Raw genomic sequence first — 1,986 nt, 5'->3', positions numbered from 1 at the left:
ATTTGATATTTATTGATGATAAAGGAGGAAAAAATATGGTTACACGTATATGTAAAATTTTAAATACAATTATTGTTACTATTTTAATTATTCTATCAGCAATAATGGTTGGACCAAAATTACTAGGTGGCAATACTTTGGCTGTTTTAAGTGGAAGTATGGAACCTAAAATATCAGTTGGCTCACTAGTTATTATAAAAAAAGTCGAACCAAAAACATTAGAAGCTGGGGATATTATTACTTATAAAATTAGTGCAGATACTTTAGTTACTCATAGAGTTGTTGAAAACAATCCAGAAACTAATGAGATAATCACTAAAGGTGATGCTAATAAAACAAATGACAGCAGTCCTATAAATTATAGCAATGTAGTTGGAAAAATGCTTTTCCATGTTCCACTATTAGGATATCTTAGCATTTATATGCAAACAACATTAGGAGTTGCTATTATTTGTGTTATTGTAATTATTTTAATTTTATTAAATTTCTTACCTGATTTAGTAGAAAAAGATAAAGAAATAGTATAAACATCGATAAGTTCAAATAAATGACTTTAATATAACCATAGCTATCTATAATCTAGCCATGAGTATTAAATAGGTCTTAAAGTAATAAAAAAAATTAACCAATAGAAATAATTATAACCATTATGTGACTTATTATTAATATACTCGTAGTGTAATAGCTATTTACCAAAAGATTTATTAACAAGTAAATATTTATAAAATGGAAAGGGGAAATTATTTATGAAAAAAAGAAATTTATTTGTGTCATTAGGATTAGTAGCAACTTTAGGAGTAGGAGCTACATTAGCTTATTTAACTGCTAATACAGAGGAATTAACAAATAAGTTCACATTTACAAGTAATGGGATTTCTATTAAATTAGATGAAGCAATAGTAGATAACAATAAAGTTATTGATCCAGATGAGCATAGAGTTTCTGCTGGTAAAAATAAGGGAAATGATTATTTCAACTTAGAACCAAATCAAATTTTACCAAAAGATCCAACGGTAACAGTAGGTGTTGATAGTGTAGATTGTTTAGTTGTAGTTAGTGTTGAAAATGCCAATGGTGATAAATTGACAATTAAAGATTTAAACAACAATATTTGGCAAGAATTAACTGAAGTCCAAACAAAATATAAAGTAACTCCAGCAGACAATACTAAATACTACATTTATGTTGGAAGTAAAGCTACAAAAAATCCGGAAACTGATGATACTTATAAAGTTATTCCAAGTAGCAATAGTGATACAACATTAGAAGATATTTTCACTCAGGTTCAAGTAGGTAATTTAACGGCTAAAGACATAGAAGAATTATCAGATAGAAAATTAAGCGATATTGTCATTAAAGCAGCAGCCGTACAGGCTAATAATGCAACGGATACTCAATCAATTACTGAAGCATTAAATTTATTAAAAGGTAAGAATTAGTTAAAAATGTAGGTGATTTAGTATGAAAAATAATAAAATATTAAAGTTTGTATTATCTATTGCTTTAGTAGGTATTATTGGAGTAGGAGTTACATTAGCATACTTTACAGATACTGATAATGCTATAAATACAATAACAATGGGTCATGTTGATATTGATTTATATGAACCTGAATGGAGTAAAAATAATCCAAATAGTAAAATTGAAGATGTCAAACCTGGACAAGTTATTGTAAAAGACCCAACTGTTAAAGTGGTCGAAGGTTCAGCGGATGCGTATGTACGAATGAAAATTACAGTAACTGGTAATCTTAATGAAGAAAAAGCAACAGAATTATTTGCGAAAAATGAAAATGGAACTTATAAATATTTAGATATTGATAATTCTCTTTGGACTAGTGTAGAAACAAAAGAAGATGGTGTAACAGTATACTATTTCTATTATAAAGATGCTTTGAGTGCCGGTGATGTAGTAACATTATTTGATAATGTCACTATTCCGTCTACATGGGGTAATGATGTCGTTGGTAAATCATTTAACATCAAT

3 protein-coding genes are annotated in these 1,986 nt (G+C 27.9%); all 3 read left to right on the top strand.

Annotated features, from left to right (window positions below):
* Window positions 1-35 precede the first annotated feature (35 nt).
* On the top strand, window positions 36-527 hold the full coding sequence (locus tag J7M77_RS16745; protein WP_296880635.1) for a signal peptidase I: 492 nt from the start codon (window positions 36-38) through the stop codon (window positions 525-527).
* A gap of 219 nt (window positions 528-746) precedes the next feature.
* Window positions 747-1,439 (top strand): signal peptide protein, encoded by a 693-nt coding sequence (locus tag J7M77_RS16740; protein ID WP_296880634.1) that lies wholly within the window; start codon window positions 747-749, stop codon window positions 1,437-1,439.
* A gap of 22 nt (window positions 1,440-1,461) precedes the next feature.
* On the top strand, window positions 1,462-1,986 hold a 525-nt coding region (locus tag J7M77_RS16735; protein ID WP_296880633.1), incomplete at its 3' end, for a SipW-dependent-type signal peptide-containing protein.

The sequence above is a fragment of the Thomasclavelia sp. genome (assembly GCF_017889095.1).
GTDB lineage: Bacteria > Bacillota_I > Bacilli_A > Erysipelotrichales > Coprobacillaceae > Thomasclavelia.
Note: the sequence above shows the minus strand (reverse complement) of the source record. Positions and strands in the feature narration are given on the sequence as shown.

Bases quoted from the DNA above. Each gene is read 5' to 3' on its own strand.
- J7M77_RS16745 (WP_296880635.1), top strand. From the start codon at position 36: ATGGTTACACGTATATGTAAAATTTTAAATACAATTATTGTTACTATT.
- J7M77_RS16740 (WP_296880634.1), top strand. From the start codon at position 747: ATGAAAAAAAGAAATTTATTTGTGTCATTAGGATTAGTAGCAACTTTA.